We start from the raw sequence: 18,740 nt of genomic DNA, 5'->3' as shown, positions 1-18,740 counted from the left end.
ATATTTAATGGAGTTATTAAATGCCAGTTATTACATTCAAGTATCAAGATTTGAAAGATTTAGGAATAGATATGGATAAGGATGAGCTAATAGACACTTTACCTATGATGTCTAGTGATATTGAAGACTTTGATGATGAGGAAATCAAAGTTGAATTCTTCCCTAACAGACCTGATAACCTGTCTGTCGAAGGAGTAGCCAGATCCTTTAAAGGATTCATTGGCCAAGAAGTCGGTTTTCCGGATTATAAAGTCGAAGAATCTGGGGAAGTTGTCGTTGTAGATGAAGATGTTGCAAATATCAGACCTTACATTGCATTTGCAAAGATTGATAATGTTGATTTTACTGGCGATAAACTCAAATATATCATGGACTTCCAGGAAAACCTCCACTGGGTAATCGGAAGGGACAGGAAAAAAGTGGCCATCGGTATCCATAACGCTGATGTTGTTGAAGCTCCATTCAAATACATTGCTACACCAAAAGATGCAAATGCATTCGTTCCTTTGGAAAAAGATACTGAAATGACTCCTGATGAAATCCTCACCGAACATGACAAGGGTAAGGCTTATGCCCATTTGATAGAAAATTTCGATAAATATCCATTGATTCTTGATAAGGACGACAATGTTTTATCAATGCCTCCAATCATCAACGGTGAACTGACCAAAATCAAGGAAGATACCAAAAACGTTATTGTTGATGTAACCGGAACTGATGAAAGGGCAGTAAATCAAGCTTTAAATATTATCTGCTGTTCCTTTGCAGAAGTCGGAGGTCAAATCAAAAGCATGGAAGTTCAATATGCTGACAAAACTATCGTAAGCCCTGATTTGACTCCTCAAGAGATGAATGTTCATGTAGATACTGCAAATGAACTCATTGGTGGAACAGACCTTACTGCAGAAGACATTAAGGAACTGTTGTTCAAAGCCCGTTTTGACGCTGAAATCATCGATGACAATGAAGTAAAAGCCATTATTCCCGCATACAGGGTAGACATCTTGCATGAAGTCGATATCGTTGAAAACATAGCAGTGCAATACCACATCAACGATGTAGTGGCAAAGCTTCCAGACATCAATACCGTAGCATACGAAAACAACTGGTTTAAGGCAGAAGGAACCATCCGTGAAGTAATGATTGCATTAGGCTTCCAGGAAGTAATGAGTTTGATGCTTACAAACGAAGAGGCACATTACGAAAAGATGAACCAGCCGGAAGAAGATCATGTGCAGGTTGCAAGACCAATTACCATTGACAGAACCATGATCAGAACCAGCTTAATCAATAGCCTGATGGAATTTTTAGAAGACAACAAACATGAAGACTTGCCTCAAAAAATATTCGAAATAGGAGATGTCTTATACCTTGATGAAACAAAGGAAAACAAAACAAGAACTTCTAAAAAATTGGCTGCATTGGTTTGCCATTCTACCGCTAACTTTACTGAAATAAAATCAATTGTAACAAGCGTCTTAAGCAATTTGGGTTATTCAATGGAAATATCTGACAGTGAAAACAAGACTTTCATTGAAGGAAGGGTTGCTGACGTTACCGGTGAAGCCGAAAAAGGAATAATCAAAGGATTCTTTGGAGAAGTTTCACCTGAAGTGATTACCAATTTCACATTGGAATATCCTGTAATCGCTTTTGAAATCGAATTCATTAACAAATGAATTCCTTAATTTTCTTTTTTTCAATACCACAATTTTCTCATCTGCACTTCAGTTTGGGAGAAATTACTCACCACTGGCGAACTATCATAATTATTGAAAATCAGTATCAGAATCAATAAGAGGATTATGATAATTATTAAAATTATTGTCCATTTCTTCAATTATTCACCAACCATTGTCAAAGTTATTGTTCTTGAGCTTCTTGGTCCATCTAATTCGATGAAAAAAACTGATTGCCATGTGCCTAAGTCAAGTTTTGAATTTTTTACTGGCAGACACTCGCTTGAAGAAAGCAAAAATGATTTCAAGTGTGACTTTGCATTATTGTCAATCCTGTCATGCTGATAGCTGTATTTATCTGTAACAAGATTTGAAAGCATGAATTCAAAATCACTTAATAATCCTTGCTCATTTTCATTAACGACAATGGCTGAAGTTGAGTGTTTTGAGAAAATAGAAATGATGCCCTCATTAATATCAATCAATTCATTGATTTTAGAAGTGATATCTATAATTTCAAAGTTTTTGTTAGTATTGATTTTTAAAGAATGAGTTTTGACTGTCATTAATAATAATTAGTAATTTCTAATATAAAAAAAGAAAGGAAAATTCTATTCAAATTCATCCATATCATATTTGCTTCTATATCCATAGATTAGGCAACCCATTAGAGATACAATAGCCAATACGACAAGACCTGAGGTGTTTGTAAGTTCTTTAGAAGTTGTAACTGGAGGAACAATTTCATATGCTTTTCCTTCCTTAGAAGCATCACCGCTTCCAGTATCTCCAGCATCCAAATCTCCATTAGATAATGCGTCCTTGCCCATATCTGAAGTATCTTGAGATGGAATATCGGAACTGTTTGTTCCATAATTGCCGGATTCATCTGAATTTGCTATATGGGATCCTGAAGAATTTCCTCCATTGGAGTTTCCTTGATAATTTGAATTCCCATTAACATCAGAAGTTCCATCATCCCCATTATAACTTTGAGAACCAGTTTCCCCATCGGATGAAGAAGATCTTGAATCTGTGGATTCACCTTGCTCTCCAGAAGCCTTATAATCATATTTATAGAACTCACCAGCAATTTGAACCCGAACATCATGGTCAACTGTTGGATCCAAATCTTTAACGACAGTTGCTTGACCATCATTGACTGTAACGGTATACTGATTTCCATCAACTTCAACGGTTGTTTGGAATGTTGCAAATTCATTGACAGCCCTTCCTGAAGAATCCCTTAGCTGAAGGGTTAAAGTATTACTGATTGATAATGTATCCAAATTCATCAGTGAAGCTAAAAGTCTTGGGCATACAAATGTATTTGATGGGTCATTGGAATCATACCAGTTCTGTCCCATTTCATAATTTTCGTTTTCCCAATAGTTCTTAGCCTGGAAGAATTCATTGTGTGCCAAATAGTTATATTCCACTTTAAGTATTGATTTTCCAGAACTTTTAAATCCACTACCCAATAAAAAACCGTTACCTGTTTCAAATCCTCCCATACTGGAACGAGGATCCTTTCTATTGCTGGTCATTGAGTTTGATTTGACTTCCTCATAGGATGATGTGGAATTGATATAAATACCATTGGTATTTTCGTAAACATCGTTTCGATTAATCAAGTTATAGGAAGACACCCCATTTACAGTAATACCATTTAAGCCATTATGGTGAATTGTATTATTAGTAATATTACAATAATACATGTTTGCAGCTTCAATACCTGATTTCTTATTGTAGGAAATATGGTTGCTTTCGATTAGGCTGCTTGCAATATTTTGAAGCTTTAAACCATCGCCTTTGGCTTTTGAAATATCATTACTGGATATGGTGATTTTATCAGAATTTTTTACCAACAGACCATTTGTTCCGCCAACAACGTTATTGCCTTTAATTTTTACATCCTTTGTATTATCAACAACAACACCATAATCGCTAGCAGAAGCAATAATTGTTATGCCTGACAATACGCTTCCCGCACTATTGGGTGTAAAATAAAATCCAAAAGTTTTGTCTATTCCTAAACTCTTGGCTTTATCAGTTATCAGACCAGATGCGTAAACTATGCTATTATTTTTGGAGATTATGTTCAGCTTTTTGTCTACAACCAAAGAGATATTATTATATTCCTCATCGGTGAATTCAAAAGTGTCCCCATCATTTGCATTATCAAACTTTAGCTGAATATCATCATTTGACAAATTGGATGTTATTGTGTTATACGCATCTCCACTAGAAAGAATAGTCATATTGTTATCCTGAACATCCATAGCATGAGCTGGAGAAAGCAAGAATAAAAACAATAATGATATGAAAAAAATATTAAATGCTTTTTTATCCATATTAAAAACTTCCTAGTGATTATTTTTATAATTAATGGTAATTTCATTTATAAATAAAAAAATTATCCAATTATATTTATTTTATTAACGAATTATATTTTGATGCCTAACATATATAAATTTAACTTATATAACAATGATTATATTTAGAAATCACAACGATATAACCATAATTACAATAAAAAAAATATATTAACATTGTTATATCAACATTTAAAGACATTTCAATTTAAATAATATAAAAATCAATATAAAATTAATTACTTATCGATAAAATTTTTCATATTTATAAACTTAAGTAATTAAATAAAATCATTGAAAAGAGGAAAATTATGAATAAAAAGAGTTTAATATTGGCTATCTCGTTAATATTAATCGTATTTTTAAGTGCAAGCATTGTATCTGCAGAAACTGTAGCAGATGACGATAGTACAGATAGTGATATTCTAGAAGTAGAAAATACTGATGTATTGACTGCAACTGAAGTTACAATTAATGTTACTGACACCAATGATCAAATTCAAGAAAAGATAAACAGTCTTAATGATGGAGACACTCTAAACTTCGAAAAAGGAGAGTATAAGAATGTTTCCCTATATGTAAATAAGAGCATTACAATCAATGGTAATGGTGCAACACTATACGGCTATGACAAATTATCAAACGCAACAATAAACCCAATAATCCAAAATAAAACAACTGATGGAGGATATGCTATTACCAATCTTGCAACATTATATATCCTTAAAACAGACGGTTTAGTTTTAAAAGATATAAATATCGTTGCTGGTGCGAACAGCGGAACAGACAAGGGGGCTGATTCCAGATACAGCAACTGTGTAATCTACAATTATTACTCAAATAACACAAAAATTACAAACACAACAATTGACGGATGTTCCTGGGGTATTTGGCTTCAGAATTGTGCCGATACTATTGTAGAAAATAATAAAGTCATGAATCAAGGAATTACAGGGATTTTCAGTTTCCAATCACCAAGAACCACTATAAAAAATAATACTGTAAAAAACGCTAAAAACCATGGTATTGATGTAAGGCATGGTCTTGGACCTGCTGCAAAAATATTAAACAATACCGTTATTGGTTCCAAAGAAGGTATTTACTTGTTACACTCAGCAAAGCATACTGTAACCGGAAATACAATAATTAACTGTACTTTAAGTTCAATTACATGTTGTGGTGCCAGCCATATTACAATTAAAAATAATAAATTACAAAATTCAAGAATAGGTATTCTTTTAGGTGGAGGTGCACCTGTCGGAGGTACCTATACCGGATACAACAATATCACAATTGGTGAAAACGAATGGAAATTAGATCAGTTACCAATGCCACCATCCTTTGTATTCTATGTTGCTGAAGCAAAAGGAGATTATGCAAGTACTGATGCAATGATGGGCACTTACACTGATAGCGGTTTATCCAATATAACCTATGTAGAGTATAATGGAATTGAAACTCCAAGCGAAGTTGTGGTTGATTATGGTGCTATTTTAAAACCTACTGGAACTAACGTGACAATAAGTTCTGGAATGAGCAACAGCCAAATTCAAGCAGCTATTGATGGAATGGATGATGGAGATACATTAATCTTTGAAAAAAATGCAGTATTAGAAGATATTTGCATTTACATAGACAAAAACATTAAAATAATTGGTAACAATGCAACTTTAAAAGGTTTAAGTACAGTGGATATAGATGCCATTCCTGAAAAAATAACTAAAAAGACTAATGAATCAGGATATGCAATTACATATAGTGCAGTATTATACTCTGTAAACAATACTGGTGCGGTCATTAGTGATTTAAACATTATTTCTAACTACCCCTCATATAACAAACCGGGTGAACGTGGATATACAACCGCATGTATCTATGCTGAAAACAGCAAAAACCTTACGGTTACAGGATGTAAAGTTAATGGCGCTTCTTGGGGTATTTTTGTTGGATATCAACAAAGAGGGTGTCCAAATTCAATTATTACAAACAACATTGTAACTAACCAATACACAACAGGAATTATTTGTTTTGGATCTAAAGAATCTATTATTATTAATAATACCGTAACAAATGCCAAAAACCATGGAATTGATGTGAGATTCAAAGCCGGTGGACAAAATGTTATTGTATTCAACAATACCGTTACCGGTGCAAAAGAAGGAATCTATCTATTGCATTCTTTTGGTCACAAAGTATATGGCAACACCATTTTAAACTCAAAAATTAGTTCAATCACATGTTACGGTTCAGGCAACGAATACATTTTTAATAATACATTAAGCGGAAGCAGAATTGCCATTCTACTTGGTGGTGAATATTATAATGTAACTATTGGTCAAAATACTTACAAACCAGATAAATTGCCATTCCCACCAACATTCGAAAACTATATCGTGCAAGCAGAATACAGATATGAAGGTTCAGAAAAAGTAAATGGAATATACAAAGATTCCCAAGCTGTAAACTTAACTGCAAATGATGTGACTGTTGGATACAAAAAAGGTACCTTTGAAATCACTTTAAAAGACAGTAAAGGAAAAGCAATTGCTAATAAAATTGTTACTGTTACAATTGCAGGCAATACATACAGTAATGTAACTGATGAAAATGGTATTGCATCTATTGCTTTAGCATTAACACCGGGAAACTACACAGCTACTGTACACACCGCAAGTGATTACTATAACAAAGCAGGTAATGCAGAAGCTACAATTGTTGTTAATGATGACAGAGTTAATAGTGCATTTACTGCTGCTGGAAAAACTGTTTACTTAAAAACTATTGTTTCAGGCTACAAATATTCAGTAACTCTCAAAGATGCTAATGGAAATGCTTTAGCTAATAAAAACATCAATATTAATTACAACGGTAAAAACTACAAAGCAACTACAAATGCTAATGGTGTGGCTACTGTAACTCTTAAAGCAACTGCTACCGGTTCCAAATATGCAACCATCAGCTTTGCCAGTGATGACACACACAAAGCAACCACCAAAAAGGTTACCATTAAAGTTACAAAACAAGCAACCAAAATTACTGCTGCTAAAAAGACTTTTAAAGCTAAAACAAAAACCAAAAAATACACTATTACTTTAAAAGCCGGTAAGACTCCTATCAATAAAGCTAAAGTTACCATTAAAGTTAAAGGTAAAACATACACAGCAACAACCAATAAATATGGTAAAGCTACTTTCAAAATTACCAAATTAACTAAAAAAGGTAAATACGCAGCTACTGTTAAATACACTGCAACCAAATACTATTCAGCAAGCAGTAAAACAGTTAAATACATTACAATAAAATAAGTAAATTTTATATTACTTATTTTCTTTTTCTTTTTTTTAAATTAAAAAAAAAATTAGTAATATTTTTTCTTCTGCTCAAATGCGACATACATTATAAATATTCCAATGATTATCAACACTATTTGCGGAAAGATTGCTGCAACAATAGCTGGAATGATGCCCAATTCTGCAAGCAGCCACAATACGCCATAGACTACAATCAAAGCCCCGAATGTGAAAGCTATCTTGTAACCTAATTCTTTCAAATCATATGGATCAAATAGAGGCATTTGACCACCTATAACTCTTTAGTTCCTTCAGGAGTTCCGACAATGACCTTGTCCACCATCTGTGAGAATATTCCATTTTCAACTACGCCAGGAATTGTATTTAAATCAATTTCCAAGTGCTCAGGTGATTCGATTTTGTCAAATTTGGCATCAATTACAAAATTGCCGTTATCTGTTATTACAGGACCGTCCTTTCTTTGGGCCATCCTTATTTCACATTTGGCACCCATGTCTTCAAGCTCTTGAATTACAACACGTGAAGCTTCAGGCAATACTTCAACAGGAACCGGGAAATTGCCTAACTGGTCTACACATTTTGACTCATCAACAATGACAATGAATTCCTTAGCGGCATAATCAACTATCTTCTCTTTAGTGTGGGCTGCTCCACCGCCTTTAATAAGATTGAACTCACTGTCTACCTCATCGGCACCGTCAACTGACAAGTCAATGTCGTGCTCTTCTAGGGTAGTGATTGGAATGTTCCATTTTTTCGCAATTAATAATGACTGGAATGATGTTGGAATGCCCATTACATTAATCCCTTCATCGGCAATTCTCATGCCCACCTTTTCAATGAAATAGTGTGTGGTTGAACCTGTACCTAGACCTAAAACCATTCCATCCTTTACATACTCAGCAGCCTTATAGCCTGCATTCTTTTTACTAGAATCATTACTGCTTGCACTTTTCATTATACCACAAATCCTAAAGTAAGTTTATTGAGTTTATAACCTTTTTTACATTCTTCCTTATGTTTTCCATTATTTTCCAAAACGATGCACTTATCGTTTTCAATCAAACCGTCAGGGAAACATAAATCATGACAGTCACATTTCTCATCACATTCAGGAGCATTATATGTAAATGTTGATCCTTCAAAAATGTTTTTAGAAGTGGTTAACACATCAATTTTAGCCCTATCGACTTCAACAGGAACAACAACCCCTTCAGCATGCAAAGGGCATTTCTGCTCATTGTCTTTAACGTCAGTTACAACATATTTCCTATTGAGTTCCAAGTTTCCAACACAGGATGATTTGAACCTGCACTCCTCACATTCAGGAGCAGGACCTAAAAAAACAAATTCTTGGCCTTTTTTTGCTAAATCTTTTCCAATTAATGTTATCATTAAATCACCTCTGTTTTTTGAGCTAATTCATAAGCTGCTTCTTTTGATATTCCATTGTCTCCTAAAATCGTATATCTTTCCGGCCTGATTTTATGAGCCATCATCAATGCTTCAATAATATCTTCATCTGCAATGCCTATTTCAGAAGCCTTTGTTGGAGCTTGAACTGCTTCAAGTGCATCTTTAATGGCTTTCCAATCCCCTCCGTGAAGATACATCATCATTATTGTACCGATACCGCATTGTTCACCATGCAGGGCAGGCTTGTCCAGAATCTTATCCAGTGCATGTGAGAAAAGGTGCTCGGATCCGCTGGCAGGACGTGAAGAACCTGCAATGCTGATTGCCATTCCTCCGCTGAATAATGATTTCATGACAATACGGGCACTTGGTTCGAGATTAGGTTTGATATTTGCAATATTATCAGTGATTAAATGGGCAGACATTATTGATAATGCAGCTGCCGATTCGCTGAATGCCTCGTTTTTAAGCCTATGGGCCAATTCCCAATCTTTAATAGCTGTAAAATTAGCAATTAAATCAGCACATCCTGCAGCCAACAATCTAAATGGAGATTGAGCCAAAATTTCAGAATCTGCAATAACCGCTATTGGGGAGTGGGCCCTAACAGATATTGAAGTATCAGGATTTTTTATTGAAGCCATAGGAGATACAATACCATCATGTGAAGCGGTTGTTGGCATAGATACAAAATATACTCCTCTATTGAATGAGGATAGCTTTGCTACATCAATAACCTTTCCTCCACCAACACCCAAAACGGTAGTTTCAGGAGTAATCAATTCTTCAACTTCAGCTATTGATTCTTCAGATGCATTATCGACTTTGATAACATCATACTCGATATTGTCATTTTCAAGGCTCTCGATTACTGGTTTTGCACCTACATCATATGTATGAGCTCCAGTAACGATTAAAATCTTGTTATCTAAATGCAAAGATTTACAAATGGCTCCGGTCTTCTTGATAATGCCGGGATCAATGTAAACTTCACGAGGCATTTGTATTTTCCTTTCACTCATAAAATATCCCCTAATCTAATTATACATTACTATATATGTATCATAAAATTATAAATAACTTTTCTAAAAAAATCAAGTGCCATGGATTTCTGCAAATTTTAAAAATTAAATAACTTTAATATTAATTAAAAACAGATAGTTTAATGTTATAAAAATTATTTTAGGTGATATGGTGGAAAATTTTGACGAATGGTTTCATGATATTTTAGAAAAAGCGAATATTACTGATTCAAGATATCCTATCAAGGGAATGGCTATATGGATGCCATACGGTTTTCAAATAAGAAAACACACAATGAACATTGTTAAAAAACTATTGGACAAGGACCATGAGGAAGTCCTGTTCCCAATGCTCATTCCTGAAACCGAGCTTGCAAAAGAAGGGATACATGTTAAGGGATTTGAAGATGAAGTATACTGGATTACAAAAGGTGGTCAGACTGAACTGAACGAACAGCTGGCTTTAAGACCTACCAGTGAAACTGCAATGTATCCTATGTATGCATTATGGATCAGGTCACACATTGACCTTCCAATCAAATATTATCAAATCGTAAACACATTCAGATACGAAACTAAACACACCCGACCATTGATACGCGTAAGGGAAATTACAACATTCAAAGAAGCCCACACCGCTCATGCAACCAAAGAAGAGTCAGATGAGCAAATCCAAGACTTCATTGAAATCTATAAAGAGTTCTTTGATGATTTGGGAATTCCATACCTGATTTCCAAAAGGCCCGAATGGGACAAGTTCCCAGGTGCAGACTACACCATGGCATTTGATGTGATAATGCCAAATGGGAAAACCCTGCAGATTGGTACAATCCACAATTTAGGCCAGACTTTCGCAAAAACCTTCGACATTACCTTTGAAGATAAGGACGGAGAACACAAATATGTCTATCAGACCTGTGCTGGAGTATCCGACAGAGTTATCGCTTCTGTCATTTCAGTGCACGGTGAAGAAAAAGGACTCAGACTTCCACCTAAAGTATCCCCTAACCAAGTTACAATTATCCCTATCCTATTCAAAAAAGGAAGAGAAGAAGTTTTGGCAAAATGCAGTGAAATCAAATCACAACTAGAAGCAAAAGGCCTCAGAGTCAATATTGATGACAGAGACATAAGACCAGGTAAAAAATTCTTCGATTGGGAGCTGAAAGGAACCCCAGTCAAACTTGAACTCGGACCTCGTGATTTGGAAAACAACATTACAATAGCCATGAGAAGGGATGAAGGAGAAAAAATAGAACTTTCATTAGATGACTCATTAGCAGATAATGTTTTAGATTTACTTGACAAAACAGCTGAAAACCTTTCTACAACCGCATGGGACTTCCAGGCTGAACACATCAAATTCGCAAATGATTTAGATGAAATCAGCGACTTGGTCGAAGCGGGAAATGTTGTCAAGTTCTACTGGTGTGGAGAAGAGGAAGTCGGTCATGAAATCGAAGAAAAAACTGGCTATGACGTCTTAGGCATTCAGGAAGAAGTGTCCGAAGGCAAATGCATAGCTAGCGGAAAGGACGCCAAATACATTGCATTGATAGCTAAAACTTATTAAGTGATTTAAATGGATGAAATTTACGCAATAATTCCAGTTACTCAGTTTAAAAATGCAAAAACCAGGCTTTCTCCATTTCTAAGCGAAGTTGAAAGGGAAAATCTCCTAAAAGCAATGCTTCATGATGTAACTGATACCCTAAAAAAGCATGTGGATAAGATTATCATCATCAGCAGGGATGAACAGGTATTGAAATATGCTGAAAGCCTAAACGTAACAACCATTCTTGAAAATGACAATTCCAACTTAAATAAGGCGTTAAAGCAAGCCATGACCTATTGCAAAGGAAAAACAAAAAAGATTATCATTGTTCCTTCAGATATTCCTTTAATCGGGAAAACAAATATCGGAATGCTAATTGAGGCCTCCAAAAACTTGGATTTCATCATCGTTCCCGCAAAAGGCGGCGGAACCAATATGATAATCATGAAACCTATGGCAATCCACACAAGATTTGAGGGATTCAGCTACGAAGAACATATTAAGGCCGCTGAGAGGAAAAAGTTAAATCCTCAGGTTCATGATTCATTTTTTATGGCATTGGATGTAAATACTGCTGAAGATTTGGGTGAAATAATGCTTCATGGAAAGAATACTCATACCAGAAAATACCTGAAAGAACTTAAAGTCAATGTTGAGCCTTTCCGTGGGTCTGAAAGATTAAAAGTCACAAGGGCTGATTAGATGATTGTAATGTCCATTGCAGGAGTTGACCCTTCAGGCGGTGCCGGCGTTTTTGCTGATTTGAAAACATTTCAAGCCATTGGAGTTTACGGTACGGGCATTGTAACAGCACTTACCGCCCAAAACCCATATAAATTCTTTTCAACACTTCCGGTTAGTGAAAATTACATTGAAGAGCAGATGGATGCTGTTCTGGATGCATATGAAGTAGAATTTATAAAAACAGGAATGTTATACTCACCTGAAATAATCAAATTGGTTTCTAGAAAAATCAAGGATTATGATTTAAAAGCCGTAGTTGATCCTGTTATGGTTGCAACATCAGGAGGAGATTTGACAAGGGAAGATTTGGCAGATGCAATGAACAGATACTTGCTTCCACAGGCAATTTTGACAACACCTAACATTTCAGAAGCTGAAAAATTAACTAATTTTGAAATTAAGACTAAAGACGATGCAATTGAAGCTTCAAAAAATATTATCTGTGACAGTATCATAACTGGCGGTCATTTAGACGGTATTAACACCATAAATATTGATGGTGAAATTACAATAAAAAAACAGGAACTAATAAAAACAGATAATCTGCATGGAACAGGATGCAATCTGTCCTCTGCTATCGTAGCTTATCTTGCAAAAAACAATGATTTAACTACATCAATCCTAAAAGCCCTCGACTATGTCTATGAGGGAATAAAAAATGGAAATTATGGAACATTAATAGCCAAGATATAACTATTATTTTTCCATATCTAATTCATTAACAATTGATTCTTGAAGTTTGATGAACTCTTCTGAATCTCTTTTTCTAGGCCTTTCAATATCGACATCAACAATTCTTGCGATTCTACCCGGATTTTTATCTAAGATAACAATTTTATCTGCCAGATAAACCGCTTCGTCAACATCGTGAGTTACAAAAACAATAGTATTCTCAAATCTTTTCCAGACCCCAATGAGCTGTTCTTGAAGCTTATGCCTAGTTTGCATATCCACTGCAGAAAACGGCTCATCCATCAAAAGAATAGGTGAATGGTTAAGTAAAGATCTGATAATTGCAACCCTCTGCTTCATACCACCTGAAAGTTCATGAGGATAGCTATCCTTAAAGTCGATTAAACCTACACTTTCAAGATACCTTTCAGCGGCCGCAATGTTTTCCTCTTTTGTACCTTTTTTAGTCATCTCCAAACCGAAGGTAACATTTTGAAGAACAGTCAACCATGGGAAAAGTGAATACTGTTGGAAAATAACTGCCCTGTCACCTGACGGCTTTTTAACAACTTCGCCGTTGGCAATGATTTCTCCGGAAGTCGGATGTTCAAGACCCGCTATTAATCTTAAAAGAGTTGTTTTACCGCATCCTGATGGTCCTAAAAGACAAATTAACTCTCCATCATTTATTGTTAAATTAATATTATCCAATACTGATAGATTTTTCTTTTTTCCTTCAAAGGATTTATTGATATTTTTAATTTCTATTGTCATTTAAACACCTACCAGAATATCCTCTTTTGAGCTAATCCGAAAATATAATCTAAAAGTAAACCAATTAAACCAATTACAATCATACCCACAACGGTAGTACCTGGATCGAAACGACTAGTAGCCTGCAGAATCATATATCCCAATCCGGAACTTGAACCAATCATTTCCGCTGAAATTGTACACATCAAAGCTATTCCAACACCTACCTTAAGTCCGGATACGATATTTGGAAATACTGACGGCAACACAACACGTGTGAGAACTTTACTGTCACTGGCTCCTAATGTTTGAGCTGATTCTATTAAAACCTTATCTGTCCTTTTAACACCATCAAGCGTATAAACCAGAATCGGGAAAACGCAACCCATGAAAATGATAAATATTGCTGGAACAGTACCGATACCGAACCATAAGATTGAAAATGGAATCCAAGCAATAGGTGGAATCGGCCTTAGGATACTTATTACAAAACTGCATAAATCTTCTAGAGTTTCGTACCATCCAAGCAAAACTCCTAATGGAATTGCAACAACAGCAGCAAGAATCAAACCGCCGAATACCTTAAACAATGAGTCTATAGTGTTCTTTAGAAGCTTTCCTGATAAAATTAAATTCCAGGCTGAAGTGCAAACCTCAATCGGACCCGGCAAAATATATGGATTTACAATGTGTAATCCTTCAGTAATTAAATACCAAATAATAATTATGACAATTGGTAAAATTAATGAAATTAACTTTTTTTTATAATTCTCATACATTCAATCACTTAGTTAAAATTCTTATACAGTATTACTTATTAATCTAATACTATAAAAACTTTAAAAAATATCAAGTAAAAAAGAAAAAAATTAAGAAGTAGTTGCTACTTCAATAGCTTCCACTTCTATTCCTTTTGTAAAATTTTCATCATTCAAGACAGGTCTAGTGCTCATCAGGCCAAACAACATTGTAGAGAAATTGTGTATCATTGAAGAGGTTGACGGCGGAATAACACCCAAGACGCCCAATGCCAGAAGCGAACCGTTGACCGCTACAATATTGTGGTAATTCTTGTTGATTTTATCAAGCATTCCAACACTTAATTTTCTAAGCGTTACAAGGTCATACAAATCATCAGACAGCAAGGATATGTCTGCTACTTCACGTGCGATATCGGATGAATGTTTCATTGAAACGGAAACATCAGCTGCAGCAAGAGCCGGTGAATCATTAATCCCATCACCAACCATGATGACAGTCTTGCCTTCCGCTTTAAGTTCCTCAACAATTCTGGATTTGTCTTCAGGCAACACTTGAGACCTGTATTCAGTGATGCCTAATGCCTTAGCACCTGCCTTAGCTCCGCTTTCACTGTCTCCGGTAAGCATTATGATATTTTCAATGCCTAAATCCTTAAGCTCTTCAATGACATACTTTGCTTCCGACCTAACCGGATCATCAATGCAAATGAGACCTTCAAGCTTTCCATCGATTGCCAAGTAGACTACAGAGTGCTCTTTGGCCTCTTTTTTGATTTTTTTCTCTTGAGTTTTGGTTACCTTAACCTTTTCATCATCAAACAGGAAGTGTTTAGACCCGATTACTGCCCGTTTGCCATCATATTCTGTTACGATTCCATGCGCTACAATATATTCGACCTCACTGTGGTCTTCATCATGTTTAAGGCCTTCCTCTTCGGCATATTTTACAATTGCAGTTGCAATGCTATGCGCAAAGTGTTCCTCAATGCATGCAGCCATCCTTAAGATGTCATCACGCTTATATCTTCGAGACATCGGAACAACCTTGACAACCGTTGGGGTTGCATTGGTTAATGTTCCTGTCTTGTCAAATACGATTGTATCTGCATTTGCGTAATTTTCTAAGAATTTACCTCCTTTTACCATCATTCTGTTATCTGATGCCTCGCGCATTGCAGATATGATGGATAATGGTGTCGTCAGCTTGATTGCACATGAAAAGTCAACCATCAGAACAGATAATGCCTTTGTCGGATTTCTTGTAATCAGGTAAGTCAAGGCAGTTGCAATGAAGCTATACGGAACAATCGAATCGGCAAGCTTTTCAGCCTTGCTTTGGGTTTCGGCCTTCAGCTCCTCAGAGTTTTCAATCAAATCAATGATCTTATTCAACCTAGTTTCCTTATTCATCGAGTAGACTTCGACAATCAGATTACCTTCTTCTATGACAGTTCCCGCATGAACTGTTTTTCCCGGTCTTTTATGAACGGCTAACGGTTCTCCAGTCATTGAAGCTTCATTAACCATTCCTTCTCCTTCGATTACTTTTCCATCAACAGGTATTACATCACCCATATGAATCTTGATTTTATCCCCCTTGTCAATATCAACAGCAGGACATTGTCTTTCCTCACCGTCCTCTCCTACTACCCAAACGGTGTCAATATTTAAAGCCAAACTGTCTTTCAATGTGCTTTTGGCCTTTTGTATTGTGTAGTCTTCCAATGCATCGGAGATTGACAACAAGAACATCATTGAGCTTGCAGGCTTATAGTGCCTATGCAATAATGCACCAGCAACTGCAGCCCCATCAAGCAAAGCGACATCGACACGGAAGCTGGTCAGGCTATCAAGACCGTTCCAGATATATTTTGCAGAATGATAAACCGTCAATGCATGTCTTACGGGCATCGGCAGGAACAATTTATAAATTCCCCTATGAAGAACCATTTTAGACAATTTCATATAGAAATTTTCACTGATTTCCTTTGAAGTTTGAGTCTGAATCGGTTCGGCTTCAAACAGGTCATCCAATGTGATTGAATCTAAAATTTCAAATATCTTTTCCCGATTTTCAATGCCCTCATCATAATATATCAGTATGCTTCCGTTTCGATGGGAAGTATAAACCTCATGGATGAAACTTTGATTTGAAAGTAATGAAGCAAGACCATAGCCTTCCTTTTCAGTGAATGCCCATTGGCCGGCACGAACTCTCAAGCGAGAGCCATTATCATGCATTACTTTATATTTCATATTATAACCCTAAAAAAAAGAATTATTCTTTTGCTTCTACATAGATTTCTCTTTTTTCTTCAGCGTGAGCATCAACAACAATGTCTTCAGCATTTTCTTTCATGTCCTGGAAGCATTCTTCGGCATCTTTTCTGATTGACATTACAGATGCCATTCCTTGGGTTGCTGCGTCTTTTACTGCTTTTGATTCTAATGCTTTTTTGCCTACAATAGCTGTTGCGATACCTGCCGCAAAAAGTAGTGCGTGTTTGTGTTCCACGCATTTGTCAAAAAATTCATTACGTACCATATTAATTACTCTCCTAGTTATTGAAAAATAAAATGCTCAGCTATTAATATTTAGGTATGCCTAATATTTAAAGTTTAGGATTACCTAAAAAATTTAAACCAAAGATAGATTTTATATAAAATAACAAAGAGATAGATAAAAAAATGCAATGGTGAGAAATTGAACCTACACAAAAAATTCTTCTCAAAGATTGGATTTAATTATTTGATATATCTGATATCCGCATTGGTATTCCAGATAATCCTAATAAATGTTTTAGGAGTCATGAACAGCGATTTATCCTATAATTATAATGTGATAACCATATTGAGTGCCGTAAGCAATTACATTTTGCCGTTTCCGATTTTACTGTTTTTGATGAAAAAGTTAGAGTCCGAAAATCTGGAAAAGCACTCATTAAACATTAAAACATTCATAATATACCTGTGCATTACATTCACATTGATGTGGATAGGAAACGTTATCGGACTTGCAATAACCTATCTGATTGGAAATTCAATACAGGTTGAAGTCTCAAACCCTATTCAGGAACTTATCAACACAACAGACATCTGGCTAAACCTTGTGCTAATCAGCATTATCGCCCCTATCTTTGAAGAGATCTTTTTCAGGAAACTGCTAATCGACAGGACAATAAAATATGGGGCTGTAATCTCAATTCTATTATCCGCAACAATATTCGGGTTGATGCATGGAAATCTCAACCAGTTCTTTTATGCATTCTTGATGGGCGGATTTTTAGCATATGTCTACATAAAAACCGGAAAGATAACATATACAATCATATTGCACATGATTGTCAATTTGATGGGATCTGTCGTTAGCCTGTTCGTTGTTGAAAGTGCAAATGCCCTAACTCAAGGCACCTACACAACATTTGACATGGGTCTTTTACTTCTTTATCTGATTTTTATTGTAATCGTGTTGATTGTTGGAGCAGTAGGTCTTTTTAGATTTAAAAAGTCAGAATTGAGCAAATATAAACCTGAAATCGAACTGGAACAACCATTGAGAACAGCATTTATAAATTATGGGATGATTTGCTTTATTGCATTTTCCATAGCCATAATCATTTATCAAATATTTTAATAATAAAAAAAGAAAAGATGAAATCTATTCTTCGTTTTCATCTTCTTCCATTGAAGCAACAACACTATTTAATATTTGAAGTGATTTGGAAAATGCAGGCATACCTGAAGTTAATAAAACTACTCTTAAGACATCCACAATCTCATCAGGAGTAATGCCTAATACTTCAATAGCACTTCTGATTTGTTTTTTGATGGCTCTAGGATCTGCACGGGAAGCAGTAATACCAATAGCTATTAATTTTTGAGTCTTATAATCAAGAACCTTTCCATCCCACACAACATTATTAATATCAGTTACAAGGTCATACAAGTCAGGATATTCACCTTCCAATTCCCTAATTCCTTTTCCGTAATATACTTCTCCTTTCATATAATTACCTCAAATTTTAATTAATACTATTTTAATTTTTCAAATTATATATAAATAGCTATTTATCACAAGAATAAATCATATATGAAATTGCTCGACAAATCAAAACGAAAATTATTTCTCATTACATCATCCATTTAAGGGAGAATCCACCAATTCAGTCAATGAAATATAATAAACAAGTATTTCTTAAATATTGTGTAATATACTGACCTTTTAAGTCATGGATAATGGTAGAAAAAATGAATCATATGTTATAAAATAATTGGATAATTAAGTAGTCCCAAGCGGGGTCGAACCGCTGTCTCTGGGTCCAGGGCCCAGAAGGATTGCCGCTACCCTATGGGACTATACCATTATTTTTAGAAATCATACTATATAAATTAAATTTTAAAAAAAAAGCAGTGTTGAGAGGTAAATAATACAACTATCTCATGAGTATTCAT

General features: G+C 35.2%; 17 protein-coding genes and 1 tRNA gene. 6 read left to right on the top strand and 12 right to left on the bottom strand.

Features of this window, described 5'->3' with window-relative positions; translation table 11 throughout:
- Positions 1-20 precede the first annotated feature (20 nt).
- The gene (gene pheT, locus ACJROP_RS07770) at positions 21-1,679 is read left to right on the top strand and encodes a phenylalanine--tRNA ligase subunit beta (protein WP_406534902.1); all 1,659 of its coding nucleotides are present in this window, start codon (positions 21-23) and stop codon (positions 1,677-1,679) included.
- Positions 1,680-1,840: 161 nt separating this feature from the next.
- Here the strand turns inward: pheT and ACJROP_RS07765 are convergent, their stop codons facing one another.
- Both ACJROP_RS07765 and ACJROP_RS07760 read right to left on the bottom strand, forming a co-directional pair.
- A complete protein-coding gene (locus tag ACJROP_RS07765) occupies positions 1,841-2,245 on the bottom strand; it encodes a secondary thiamine-phosphate synthase enzyme YjbQ (RefSeq protein ID WP_406534901.1) in 405 nt (134 codons plus the stop codon).
- A gap of 45 nt (positions 2,246-2,290) precedes the next feature.
- Positions 2,291-4,033, bottom strand: a complete 1,743-nt coding sequence (locus ACJROP_RS07760; protein WP_406534900.1) for a right-handed parallel beta-helix repeat-containing protein — start codon at positions 4,031-4,033, stop codon at positions 2,291-2,293.
- A 332-nt stretch (positions 4,034-4,365) separates the two neighbouring features.
- Here ACJROP_RS07760 and ACJROP_RS07755 point away from each other — a divergent pair, with 332 nt between their 5' ends.
- Positions 4,366-7,359, top strand: coding sequence for a NosD domain-containing protein (locus tag ACJROP_RS07755; RefSeq protein WP_406534899.1), 2,994 nt, complete (start codon positions 4,366-4,368; stop codon positions 7,357-7,359).
- 53 nt (positions 7,360-7,412) lie between these two features.
- Here ACJROP_RS07755 and ACJROP_RS07750 read toward each other — a convergent pair whose 3' ends face one another.
- From ACJROP_RS07750 to ACJROP_RS07735, 4 genes are read right to left on the bottom strand one after another with little or no spacing between them, the layout of a single operon-like run.
- A complete protein-coding gene (locus ACJROP_RS07750; RefSeq protein WP_406534898.1) occupies positions 7,413-7,628 on the bottom strand; it encodes a hypothetical protein in 216 nt (71 codons plus the stop codon).
- A gap of 8 nt (positions 7,629-7,636) precedes the next feature.
- Positions 7,637-8,323 (bottom strand): ribose-5-phosphate isomerase RpiA, encoded by a 687-nt coding sequence (gene rpiA / locus ACJROP_RS07745; RefSeq protein ID WP_406534897.1) that lies wholly within the window; start codon positions 8,321-8,323, stop codon positions 7,637-7,639.
- The gene (locus ACJROP_RS07740) at positions 8,323-8,760 is read right to left on the bottom strand and encodes a UPF0179 family protein (RefSeq protein WP_406534896.1); all 438 of its coding nucleotides are present in this window, start codon (positions 8,758-8,760) and stop codon (positions 8,323-8,325) included. The genes rpiA and ACJROP_RS07740 overlap by 1 nt, the downstream gene beginning before the upstream one ends.
- Entirely contained in the window at positions 8,760-9,803 is a 1,044-nt protein-coding gene (locus ACJROP_RS07735) for an NAD(P)-dependent glycerol-1-phosphate dehydrogenase (protein WP_406534895.1), read from the bottom strand. The genes ACJROP_RS07740 and ACJROP_RS07735 overlap by 1 nt, the downstream gene beginning before the upstream one ends.
- A gap of 169 nt (positions 9,804-9,972) precedes the next feature.
- Between ACJROP_RS07735 and proS the strand changes: the two genes are divergently transcribed.
- Genes proS through thiD form a run of 3 tightly spaced genes read left to right on the top strand, consistent with a single transcriptional unit; the run spans position 9,973 to position 12,795 of the window.
- On the top strand, positions 9,973-11,376 hold the full coding sequence (gene proS, locus ACJROP_RS07730; RefSeq protein WP_406534894.1) for a proline--tRNA ligase: 1,404 nt from the start codon (positions 9,973-9,975) through the stop codon (positions 11,374-11,376).
- Positions 11,377-11,385: 9 nt separating this feature from the next.
- Positions 11,386-12,060 carry a 2-phospho-L-lactate guanylyltransferase gene (gene cofC / locus ACJROP_RS07725; RefSeq protein ID WP_406534893.1) on the top strand — a complete coding sequence of 225 codons (675 nt, stop codon included), beginning with the start codon at positions 11,386-11,388 and terminating at the stop codon, positions 12,058-12,060.
- Positions 12,061-12,795: a bifunctional hydroxymethylpyrimidine kinase/phosphomethylpyrimidine kinase gene (gene thiD, locus ACJROP_RS07720; RefSeq protein WP_406534892.1), complete on the top strand. Its 735-nt coding sequence runs from the start codon at positions 12,061-12,063 to the stop codon at positions 12,793-12,795.
- Positions 12,796-12,798: 3 nt separating this feature from the next.
- Here thiD and ACJROP_RS07715 read toward each other — a convergent pair whose 3' ends face one another.
- The 4 genes from ACJROP_RS07715 to ACJROP_RS07700 form a co-directional block, all read right to left on the bottom strand.
- Positions 12,799-13,548 carry an ABC transporter ATP-binding protein gene (locus ACJROP_RS07715; protein WP_406534891.1) on the bottom strand — a complete coding sequence of 250 codons (750 nt, stop codon included), beginning with the start codon at positions 13,546-13,548 and terminating at the stop codon, positions 12,799-12,801.
- Between the two features lie 8 nt (positions 13,549-13,556).
- Positions 13,557-14,306: an ABC transporter permease gene (locus ACJROP_RS07710; RefSeq protein ID WP_406534890.1), complete on the bottom strand. Its 750-nt coding sequence runs from the start codon at positions 14,304-14,306 to the stop codon at positions 13,557-13,559.
- Between the two features lie 90 nt (positions 14,307-14,396).
- Complete coding sequence (locus ACJROP_RS07705; RefSeq protein ID WP_406534889.1) at positions 14,397-16,544, bottom strand: heavy metal translocating P-type ATPase; 2,148 nt, start codon at positions 16,542-16,544, stop codon at positions 14,397-14,399.
- 22 nt (positions 16,545-16,566) lie between these two features.
- Positions 16,567-16,833 (bottom strand): DUF6110 family protein, encoded by a 267-nt coding sequence (locus tag ACJROP_RS07700; RefSeq protein WP_406534888.1) that lies wholly within the window; start codon positions 16,831-16,833, stop codon positions 16,567-16,569.
- A gap of 159 nt (positions 16,834-16,992) precedes the next feature.
- Here ACJROP_RS07700 and ACJROP_RS07695 point away from each other — a divergent pair, with 159 nt between their 5' ends.
- Positions 16,993-17,922, top strand: coding sequence for a CPBP family intramembrane glutamic endopeptidase (locus ACJROP_RS07695; protein WP_406534887.1), 930 nt, complete (start codon positions 16,993-16,995; stop codon positions 17,920-17,922).
- A 24-nt stretch (positions 17,923-17,946) separates the two neighbouring features.
- On the opposite strand, the gene ACJROP_RS07690 is transcribed toward ACJROP_RS07695, so the two are convergent.
- Positions 17,947-18,294: a carboxymuconolactone decarboxylase family protein gene (locus tag ACJROP_RS07690; protein WP_406534886.1), complete on the bottom strand. Its 348-nt coding sequence runs from the start codon at positions 18,292-18,294 to the stop codon at positions 17,947-17,949.
- 278 nt (positions 18,295-18,572) lie between these two features.
- Positions 18,573-18,644: transfer RNA gene (locus tag ACJROP_RS07685), tRNA-Gln, on the bottom strand.
- Positions 18,645-18,740 lie beyond the last annotated feature (96 nt).

Source organism: Methanobrevibacter sp. (assembly GCF_045220775.1).
Taxonomy (GTDB): domain Archaea; phylum Methanobacteriota; class Methanobacteria; order Methanobacteriales; family Methanobacteriaceae; genus Methanocatella.
This window is presented reverse-complemented; position numbering and strand designations above follow the sequence as displayed.

Coding starts and splice junctions, on each gene's coding strand:
- ACJROP_RS07735 (WP_406534895.1), bottom strand. CDS start 9,803: ATGAGTGAAAGGAAAATACAAATGCCTCGTGAAGTTTACATTGATCCC.
- ACJROP_RS07715 (WP_406534891.1), bottom strand. CDS start 13,548: ATGACAATAGAAATTAAAAATATCAATAAATCCTTTGAAGGAAAAAAG.
- ACJROP_RS07740 (WP_406534896.1), bottom strand. CDS start 8,760: ATGATAACATTAATTGGAAAAGATTTAGCAAAAAAAGGCCAAGAATTT.
- proS (WP_406534894.1), top strand. CDS start 9,973: ATGGTGGAAAATTTTGACGAATGGTTTCATGATATTTTAGAAAAAGCG.
- pheT (WP_406534902.1), top strand. CDS start 21: ATGCCAGTTATTACATTCAAGTATCAAGATTTGAAAGATTTAGGAATA.
- rpiA (WP_406534897.1), bottom strand. CDS start 8,323: ATGAAAAGTGCAAGCAGTAATGATTCTAGTAAAAAGAATGCAGGCTAT.
- ACJROP_RS07705 (WP_406534889.1), bottom strand. CDS start 16,544: ATGAAATATAAAGTAATGCATGATAATGGCTCTCGCTTGAGAGTTCGT.
- ACJROP_RS07700 (WP_406534888.1), bottom strand. CDS start 16,833: ATGGTACGTAATGAATTTTTTGACAAATGCGTGGAACACAAACACGCA.
- thiD (WP_406534892.1), top strand. CDS start 12,061: ATGATTGTAATGTCCATTGCAGGAGTTGACCCTTCAGGCGGTGCCGGC.
- ACJROP_RS07750 (WP_406534898.1), bottom strand. CDS start 7,628: ATGCCTCTATTTGATCCATATGATTTGAAAGAATTAGGTTACAAGATA.
- ACJROP_RS07760 (WP_406534900.1), bottom strand. CDS start 4,033: ATGGATAAAAAAGCATTTAATATTTTTTTCATATCATTATTGTTTTTA.
- ACJROP_RS07710 (WP_406534890.1), bottom strand. CDS start 14,306: ATGTATGAGAATTATAAAAAAAAGTTAATTTCATTAATTTTACCAATT.
- ACJROP_RS07755 (WP_406534899.1), top strand. CDS start 4,366: ATGAATAAAAAGAGTTTAATATTGGCTATCTCGTTAATATTAATCGTA.
- cofC (WP_406534893.1), top strand. CDS start 11,386: ATGGATGAAATTTACGCAATAATTCCAGTTACTCAGTTTAAAAATGCA.
- ACJROP_RS07765 (WP_406534901.1), bottom strand. CDS start 2,245: ATGACAGTCAAAACTCATTCTTTAAAAATCAATACTAACAAAAACTTT.
- ACJROP_RS07690 (WP_406534886.1), bottom strand. CDS start 18,294: ATGAAAGGAGAAGTATATTACGGAAAAGGAATTAGGGAATTGGAAGGT.